This window comes from Duganella fentianensis, from assembly GCF_009857835.1.
GTDB classification, from domain to species: Bacteria; Pseudomonadota; Gammaproteobacteria; order Burkholderiales; family Burkholderiaceae_D; genus Rugamonas; species Rugamonas fentianensis.
Map to the genome: position 1 here is coordinate 1 of NZ_WWCL01000019.1, position 1,370 is coordinate 1,370.

1 protein-coding gene is annotated in these 1,370 nt (G+C 59.3%); it reads left to right on the plus strand.

The annotated features are described in order from the left end of the window. Nucleotides 1-89: 89 nt before the first annotated feature. A protein-coding gene (locus tag GTP23_RS22365) for an IS3 family transposase (RefSeq protein WP_161037151.1) occupies nucleotides 90-1,231 on the plus strand; the annotation gives its coding sequence in 2 pieces (ribosomal slippage) (nucleotides 90-342 and nucleotides 342-1,231; 1,143 coding nt in all). Nucleotides 1,232-1,370: the final 139 nt, after the last annotated feature.

A 1,370-nucleotide genomic window follows, 5' to 3' on the forward strand; every position in this document is an offset into this window, starting at 1 on the left:
AGAAGCGGTTCCGGTTTTTCGGACAGTAGGATAAGTGGATGCCTTGCTTCACAATAGCGGCCGCAAGGCCGGATTTTAGGAGCAAAGGCATGACGAAAAGAACAAGACGGAACCACTCAGCGGCGTTCAAGGCCAAAGTGGCGGTAGCGGCGCTGCGCGGTGACAAGACGGTCGCCGAGATCGCACAGCAGTACGAAGTCCATCCGAACCAGGTTACCGAATGGAAGCGCCAGTTAGTCGAGCGCGCATCCACAGCTTTCGATGGCGCGGCGTGCAAGACCGACGCGGGGAACACTCCAGACCTGAAGGTGCTACACGCGAAGATCGGGCAGCAGGCTTTGGAAATCGATTTTTTAAGCGGCGCGCTCACCAAAGCGGGATTGCTGAGCGCAAAGAAATGATCGACCGTTCTCACGATTTGTCCGTTAGCCGGCAGTGCCAGCTGCTGTCGCTGGCGCGCTCGACGGCCTATTACCAATGCCAAGCCACGCCGGTCGAGGAACTGAGCCTGATGCGCCGCATCGACGAATTGCACCTCGAATATCCGTTTGCCGGCAGCCGCATGCTGCGCGATTTGCTGCGCCAGGATGGGCACGCTGAACTCGGTCGCCGGCGCGTTCGCCGCTTGATGCGCAAAATGGGCATCGAAGCGCTGTACAAGAAGCCCGACACGAGCCGCCGCCATCGCGCCCATCCGGTCTATCCCTATTTGCTGCGCAAGCTGGCTGTCACGCGGCCGGGCCAGGTCTATGCCGCCGACATTACCTACATCCCGATGCGCCGCGGCTTCGTCTATCTGTTTGCTGTCATCGACTGGTATAGCCGGAGGGTGTTGGCCTGGCGACTGTCGAACACCTTGACCACGGATTTCTGCATTGAGGCGGTGCAAGAGGCCGTTGCACGATTCGGCAAACCTGACATCTTTAACACCGATCAGGGTAGCCAATTCACCAGCTTTGAATTCACGCAGATGCTCCGCGATCATGGCATTGCCATCAGCATGGACGGCAAGGGCTGCTGGCGCGATAACGTGTTCGTCGAACGGCTGTGGAAATCGGTCAAATACGAAGAGGTCTACCTGCACGCCTACGATAGCGTGAGCGAAGCGCGGGCCGGGCTGGCGAAGTATTTTGAGTTCTACAATCGACGCCGGCCGCATCGAGCGCTTGACGGGGCGACGCCGGATGCGTTCTACTTCGCGCACTTCGCGCCGCTGAAACTAGCGGCGTAGGCGATGGCCCAGCTTACCCACCGTGCCGCACGCTCTTGCCCTGTTCACGGGGCGGCGAGCGGCGCCGTGGATAAGCTTTTTCACGCAAGGCTCCACTTAAGCCAACGATTTGACTGTCCAATCAAGCGGGACCACTTCT